We start from the raw sequence: 6,459 nt of genomic DNA, 5'->3' as shown, positions 1-6,459 counted from the left end.
TGGGGGGGGGGGGGGGAGGGGGGGGGGGGGGGGGTGGCGGGGAGGGTGCGGGGGGGGGGGGGGGGGGGGGGGGGGGGGGGGTGGTGGGGGGGGGGCGCCCCCCCGCCCCCGCAGGCGCGCCCTCCTGCGCAAATGCAGTACGTTCAGGGCATGTCCCAGCCCGCTGATGCCCGCCGACGGAACTCCCGAGCCTCCGCCACCACCGATGCCCCGGAAAGCGCCGCAGGCAGTCGCGCCGCAGCCCAGCGGCTCAAGATGCGGCGCGAACTGGCCGCAGCGGCCATGGAACTGTTCGCCACCAAGGGGTACGAGGCGACGACCGTCGACGAGATCGCTGCGGCGGCCGGCGTCGCCCGGAGGACTTTCTTCCGGCACTTCCGCTCCAAGGAAGAGGCGATCTTCCCGGACCACGACGACACGCTCGTTCGGGCCGAGGCCGTGCTGAACGCCGCTCCGGCCCACGAGCACCCCCTCGACACGGTGTGCCGGGGCATCAAGGAAGTCATGAAGATGTACGCGGCGTCGCCCACGGTCTCGGTGGAGCGCTACCGCCTCACTCGTGAGGTGCCTACGCTGCGGGAGCGCGAGATCGCTTCGGTGGCCCGCTACGAGAGACTCTTCACGCGCTATCTGCTGGGCCACTTCGACGAGCGCGACCACCACGACGGCAACGACGACCCGCTGCTGGCCGAGGTGGCCGCGTCCGCCGTGGTCACCGCGCACAACCACGTGTTGCGCCGCTGGCTGCGGGCGGGCGGTCAGGGCGATGTGGAGACGCAGCTGGACCACGCGTTCGCGATCGTCCGCGAGACCTTCGGCACGGGGATCGGCGCCGGACGCTCGGGAGCCGACCGGAAGCGCACGGCCGCCGTGCAGCCGGCCGGAGAGGTTTTGGTGGCGGTAGCGCGCACGGACGCACCACTACCCGAGGTCATGCGCACCATCGAGCAGGCACTCAGGCAGCAGCGAGGCTGAACGGGCACCAACCGGCCGCACCATGATGACGCCACGTCAGTTCCGGGTTCCCGCAGGGTCGCTGCACCGCCTTCCCGGCGGCACCGGGCCCCGGCGCAAACCCATCCGGAGCCGGTGACACCAGCCACACCCACCGGACACCCAACCGACAGGCTCGAACACGAGACGTGACGGCCGCCCCCTCCGGGGCGGCCGTTTGTCCTTTCCGGCGGCCTTTGTGTGATCGATCATCGCGCACCTCGATCGATCATCGCTCATCTGTGACGAACAGATTGCATCTGAGTGAAATTCTTGGCACCCAGTGTCTTGCGACCTGGCACGGCGTGCCATACGTTGAAGGTGTCCGGGCGGCCGGCGTGCAGAGATCCCTCGTACGCCGGCTGTCCCCGCAAGCCTCTCCGGCCTGCGCGCCCGGGCGCCTGCGTCACAGGCAACTCCCCCTCACCGCGCGGGGGAACCCTCACCCCGCGCACACCAGCGCTGCCACAGCACCACCCCCGCCGAACCGACGGCACGTCCCAGCAACACACCGACGTTCCCCTCAGCGTTCTCGTCTCGAACGCCTCCCCGACCTCCGGCCCGCCGGACACGGGGAGAACCATTCGCCGGAGGCAACACCGTGAAGGAAATCCTGGACGCGATCCAGTCGCCGGACACCACGTCCGCCGACTTCGCCGCACTTCCGCTCCCCGAGTCGTACCGTGCGGTGACCGTGCACAAGGACGAGGTCGACATGTTCTCGGGCCTCACCACCCGGGAAAAGGACCCCCGCAAGTCGATCCACCTGGACGACGTCCCGCTTCCCGAGCTCGGCCCCGGCGAGGCCCTGGTCGCCGTCATGGCCAGCTCGGTCAACTACAACTCCGTCTGGACCTCGATCTTCGAGCCGCTGTCGACCTTCGGCTTCCTGGAGCGCTACGGACGCACCTCCGAGCTCGCCAAGCGCCACGACCTGCCGTACCACATCATCGGCTCCGACCTGGCGGGCGTGGTCCTGCGCACCGGCCCGGGCGTCAACGCCTGGAACCCGGGAGACGAGGTCGTCGCGCACTGCCTCTCGGTCGAGCTGGAGTCGAGCGACGGCCACAACGACACGATGCTCGACCCCGAACAGCGGATCTGGGGCTTCGAGACCAACTTCGGCGGCCTGGCAGAGATCGCCCTGGTCAAGTCCAACCAGCTGATGCCGAAGCCCAGGCACCTCAGCTGGGAGGAGGCCGCGGCCCCCGGCCTGGTCAACTCCACCGCCTACCGCCAACTCGTGTCCCGCAACGGCGCCGCGATGAAGCAGGGCGACAACGTGCTGATCTGGGGTGCCAGCGGCGGCCTCGGTTCCTACGCCACCCAGTTCGCCCTGGCCGGCGGCGCCAACCCGATCTGCGTCGTCTCCAGCCAGCAGAAGGCTGACATCTGCCGCGCCATGGGCGCCGAGGCGATCATCGACCGCAACGCCGAGGACTACCGGTTCTGGAAGGACGAACAGACCCAGGACCCCAAGGAGTGGAAGCGCTTCGGCAAGCGCATCCGCGAACTCACCGGCGGCGAGGACGTGGACATCGTCTTCGAACACCCCGGCCGCGAGACGTTCGGCGCCTCCGTCTACGTGACCCGCAAGGGCGGCACCATCGTCACCTGCGCCTCCACGTCCGGCTACAACCACGAGTACGACAACCGCTACCTGTGGATGTCGCTGAAGCGGATCATCGGCTCGCACTTCGCGAACTACCGGGAAGCGTGGGAGGCCAACCGCCTGATCGCCAAGGGCAAGATCCACCCCACCCTCTCCAAGGTCTACTCCCTGGAGGACACCGGCCAGGCCGCCCACGACGTCCACCGCAATGCCCACCAGGGCAAGGTGGGCGTGCTGTGCCTCGCCCCCGAAGAGGGCCTGGGCGTGCACGACCAGGAGATGCGCGGCAAGCACATCGACGCCATCAACCGCTTCCGGAACATCTGAGGTCCGTTAGATGACAGAGCGCCAGAAGGACCGGCCGTGGCTCATGCGGACGTACGCCGGCCATTCCACGGCCGAGGCGTCCAACGAGCTGTACCGGCGCAACCTCGCCAAGGGCCAGACCGGCCTGTCGGTCGCGTTCGACCTGCCGACGCAGACCGGGTACGACCCCGACCACGTCCTCGCGCGCGGCGAGGTCGGCCGGGTCGGGGTCCCGGTCTCACACCTCGGTGACATGCGCCGGCTGTTCCAGGACATCCCCCTGGAACAGATGAACACCTCGATGACCATCAACGCCACCGCCATGTGGCTGCTGGCGCTCTACCAGGTGGTCGCCGAGGAACAAGGCGCCGACATCACCAAGCTCCAGGGGACGACGCAGAACGACATCGTCAAGGAGTACCTGTCACGCGGGACGCACGTCTTCCCGCCCGGCCCGTCGCTGCGCCTCACCACCGACATGATCACCTACACGGTGGCGAACATCCCCAAGTGGAACCCGATCAACATCTGCAGCTACCACCTGCAGGAGGCCGGAGCCACGCCCGTCCAGGAGATCGCGTACGCGATGTCCACCGCGATCGCCGTGCTGGACGCGGTGCGCGACTCCGGACAGGTGCCGCAGGAGAAGTTCGGGGACGTCGTCGCACGGATCTCCTTCTTCGTGAACGCGGGGGTCCGCTTCATCGAGGAGATGTGCAAGATGCGCGCCTTCGGCCGCATCTGGGACAAGGTCACGCGCGAGCGGTACGGCATCGAGAACGCGAAGCAGCGACGCTTCCGCTACGGCGTCCAGGTGAACTCCCTCGGACTGACCGAAGCGCAGCCGGAGAACAACGTCCAGCGCATCGTGCTGGAGATGCTGGCCGTGACGCTCTCCAAGGACGCCCGCGCGCGTGCCGTGCAGCTCCCGGCGTGGAACGAGGCGCTGGGCCTGCCCCGGCCCTGGGACCAGCAGTGGTCCCTGCGCATCCAGCAGGTCCTCGCGCACGAGAGCGACCTGCTGGAGTACGAGGACATCTTCGCCGGCTCCCACGTGATCGAGGCCAAGGTGGAGGCGCTGGTCGCCGACTCGCTGGCGGAGATGGACCGGATCCAGGAGATGGGCGGCGCGATGGCGGCCGTCGAGTCCGGCTACCTGAAGTCGCAGCTGGTCTCCTCGCACGCGGAGCGGCGGGCGAGGATCGAGGCCGGGGACGAGAAGATCGTCGGTGTCAACATCTTCGAGACCACGGAGACGAACCCGCTGACCGCGGACCTGGACACCGCGATCATGACGGTCGACCCGGCCAACGAGGCCCGCGTGGTGTCCAAGCTCCACGAGTGGCGCGACAACCGCGACGAGAGCCGGGCCCAGGAGGCCCTGGCCGCGCTCAAGGCCGCGGCGGCGGGTGACGCCAACCTGATGGCCGCGACCGTCGAGTGCGCCCGCGCGGGCGTCACCACGGGCGAGTGGGCCTGGGCCCTGCGGGACGTCTTCGGCGAGTTCCGCGCCCCGACGGGCGTCTCGTCCGCGCCGGTCGCCGTGACCGCGGAGGAGGGCACCCCGCTCGCCGTCGTACGGGAGAAGGTCGCCCGTACCGCCGACGAGCTGGGCTCGGGCCGGTTGCGCCTGCTGGTCGGCAAGCCCGGCCTGGACGGGCACTCCAACGGGGCCGAGCAGATCGCCGTGCGGGCGCGTGACGCCGGCTTCGAAGTGGTCTACCAGGGCATCCGGCTCACACCCGAGCAGATCGTCAGTGCCGCCCTCGCCGAGGACGTGCACTGCGTGGGTCTGTCGATCCTGTCCGGCTCGCACGCCGAGCTGGTGCCGGACGTACTGGACCGCCTTCGGGAGGCGGGCGCCTCCGACGTCCCGGTGATCGTCGGCGGAATCATCCCGAACAGCGATGCCGAGGACCTGAAGCGCGCGGGTGTGGCCGCCGTCTTCACCCCGAAGGACTTCGGCATCACCGAGATCATCGGACGTATCGTCGACGAGATCCGGAAAGCGAACAAGCTCGACCCCCTGGAGGTCCTCGCATGACCAGCCCCGTGAACCGCCTGCGGCCGCGCCGCTCCTGCCTCGCGGTCCCCGGTTCGAACCCGCGCTTCCTGGAGAAGGCCCAGGGGCTGCCGGCCGACCAGGTCTTCCTGGACCTGGAGGACGCGTGCGCACCGCTGGCCAAGCCCGAGGCCCGACACACCATCGTGAAGTTCCTGAACGAGGGCGACTGGACCGGCAAGACGCGCGTCGTGCGGGTCAACGACTGGACCACCCACTGGACCTACCGGGACGTCGTGACCGTCGTCGAGGGCGCGGGCCAGAACCTCGACTGCATCATGTTGCCGAAGGTGCAGGGCGCCGAGCAGATCGTCGCCCTCGACCTGCTCCTGACGCAGATCGAGAAGACGATGGGCTTCGAGGTCGGCAAGATCGGCATCGAGGCGCAGATCGAGAACGCCCAGGGGCTGAACAACGTCAACGCGATCGCCCAGGCGTCCCCGCGGGTGGAGACGATCATCTTCGGCCCGGCCGACTTCATGGCCTCCATCAACATGAAGTCGCTGGTCGTCGGTGAGCAGCCGCCCGGCTACCCGGCGGACGCGTACCACTACATCCTGATGAAGATCCTGATGGCCGCCCGCGCCAACGACCTCCAGGCCATCGACGGGCCCTACCTCCAGATCCGCAACATCGACGGCTACCGCGAGGTGGCGCAGCGCGCCGCGGCACTCGGGTTCGACGGCAAGTGGGTGCTCCACCCGGGCCAGGTCGAGGCGTCCAACGAGATCTTCTCGCCCTCGCAGGAGGACTACGACCACGCCGAGTTGATCCTGGACGCGTACGACTACTACACGTCCGAAGCCGGCGGCAAGAAGGGCTCCGCGATGCTGGGCGACGAGATGATCGACGAGGCCAGCCGCAAGATGGCCCTGGTCATCTCCGGCAAGGGCCGGGCCGCCGGCATGCAGCGGACCAGCAAGTTCGAGACCCCCGCCGACTAGGAGCCCTGAGAACCATGCAGTTCGGACGCACGTACGAGGAGTTCGAGGTCGGCGCCGTCTACAAGCACTGGCCCGGGAAGACGGTCACCGAGTACGACGACCATCTCTTCTGTCTCCTGACCATGAACCACCACCCCCTCCACATGGACACGAACTATGCGGAGAAGACGACGGACTTCGGCAAGAACGTCGTCGTGGGCAACTACATCTACTCCCTGCTGCTCGGCATGTCCGTTCCGGACGTCTCCGGCAAGGCGATCGCCAACCTGGAGATCGAGTCACTGCGGCACGTGGCGCCGACCTTCCACGGCGACACGATCTACGGCGAGACGACGGTCCTCGACAAGACCCCGTCCAGGTCCAAGTCGGACCGCGGCATCGTCTACGTCGAGACCAAGGGCTACAAGCAGGACGGCACGCTCGTGTGCGTGTTCCGCCGCAAGGTGATGGTCCCCACCGAGACGTACATCAAGGAGCGGGGCGGCGAGCAGCCCGGCCGCCCGGAGCTGAACGAGCCCGAGAAGAAGGCGGAGAAGTAAGCC

At 68.6% G+C, this 6,459-nt stretch carries 5 protein-coding genes; all 5 read left to right on the top strand.

The window, feature by feature from the left end; translation table 11 throughout:
- Positions 1 to 132 precede the first annotated feature (132 nt).
- The 5 genes from ACFXOM_RS10570 (at position 133) to ACFXOM_RS10550 (ending at position 6,456) form a co-directional block, all read left to right on the top strand.
- Entirely contained in the window at positions 133 to 975 is an 843-nt protein-coding gene (locus ACFXOM_RS10570; RefSeq protein ID WP_384942016.1) for a TetR family transcriptional regulator, read from the top strand.
- 619 nt (positions 976 to 1,594) lie between these two features.
- Complete coding sequence (gene ccrA, locus ACFXOM_RS10565) at positions 1,595 to 2,932, top strand: crotonyl-CoA carboxylase/reductase (protein WP_384944397.1); 1,338 nt, start codon at positions 1,595 to 1,597, stop codon at positions 2,930 to 2,932.
- A 10-nt stretch (positions 2,933 to 2,942) separates the two neighbouring features.
- Positions 2,943 to 4,955: a protein meaA gene (locus ACFXOM_RS10560; RefSeq protein ID WP_385037638.1), complete on the top strand. Its 2,013-nt coding sequence runs from the start codon at positions 2,943 to 2,945 to the stop codon at positions 4,953 to 4,955.
- Positions 4,952 to 5,917 carry an HpcH/HpaI aldolase/citrate lyase family protein gene (locus ACFXOM_RS10555; RefSeq protein ID WP_384944393.1) on the top strand — a complete coding sequence of 322 codons (966 nt, stop codon included), beginning with the start codon at positions 4,952 to 4,954 and terminating at the stop codon, positions 5,915 to 5,917. Before ACFXOM_RS10560 ends, ACFXOM_RS10555 begins: the two co-directional genes overlap by 4 nt.
- A gap of 14 nt (positions 5,918 to 5,931) precedes the next feature.
- Positions 5,932 to 6,456 (top strand): MaoC family dehydratase, encoded by a 525-nt coding sequence (locus ACFXOM_RS10550; RefSeq protein ID WP_384942008.1) that lies wholly within the window; start codon positions 5,932 to 5,934, stop codon positions 6,454 to 6,456.
- Positions 6,457 to 6,459 lie beyond the last annotated feature (3 nt).

The sequence above is a fragment of the Streptomyces sp. NPDC059169 genome, assembly GCF_042755225.1.
Classification (GTDB): Bacteria; Actinomycetota; Actinomycetes; order Streptomycetales; family Streptomycetaceae; genus Streptomyces.
Note: the sequence above shows the minus strand (reverse complement) of the source record. Positions and strands in the feature narration are given on the sequence as shown.

What these genes read in the sequence shown, in the direction of transcription:
- ACFXOM_RS10570 (WP_384942016.1), top strand. Translation starts at nt 133, where the DNA reads ATGCAGTACGTTCAGGGCATGTCCCAGCCCGCTGATGCCCGCCGACGG.
- ACFXOM_RS10560 (WP_385037638.1), top strand. Translation starts at nt 2,943, where the DNA reads ATGACAGAGCGCCAGAAGGACCGGCCGTGGCTCATGCGGACGTACGCC.
- ACFXOM_RS10555 (WP_384944393.1), top strand. Translation starts at nt 4,952, where the DNA reads ATGACCAGCCCCGTGAACCGCCTGCGGCCGCGCCGCTCCTGCCTCGCG.
- ACFXOM_RS10550 (WP_384942008.1), top strand. Translation starts at nt 5,932, where the DNA reads ATGCAGTTCGGACGCACGTACGAGGAGTTCGAGGTCGGCGCCGTCTAC.